Here is a 253-nt window from a genome sequence, read left to right as displayed (position 1 = left end):
GGTATACTTCTCCATCTTTTCCGTCTCCAATGAGCTTATATTCCACTAAATCTTTTCTACTTATTTTTCTTTTATTAAAGTATTTGTTCATTTTATATCTCCTTAATAAGTATTTCTTGATTTTGCAGTAGTCCCATCTCACATTCTATGATTCATCACTTACATATGTAACCTAGACCAGCATGTATTTTTATTTGAATAACTATTTTTGTAATGTTTTTTGTATCAAGATTTTTAAAAACAATTTCATATC

Annotated in this window: 1 pseudogene; it reads right to left on the bottom strand. The window is 26.5% G+C overall.

What is annotated here, in order from left to right:
• Positions 1–91: pseudogene (locus V7038_RS25780) on the bottom strand (kinase); the annotation flags it as partial.
• Between the last annotated feature and the right edge of the window lie 162 nt (positions 92–253).

The organism is Bacillus sp. JJ783, assembly GCF_036963225.1.
Classification (GTDB): Bacteria; Bacillota; Bacilli; order Bacillales; family Bacillaceae_G; genus Bacillus_A; species Bacillus_A cereus_U.
This window is presented reverse-complemented; position numbering and strand designations above follow the sequence as displayed.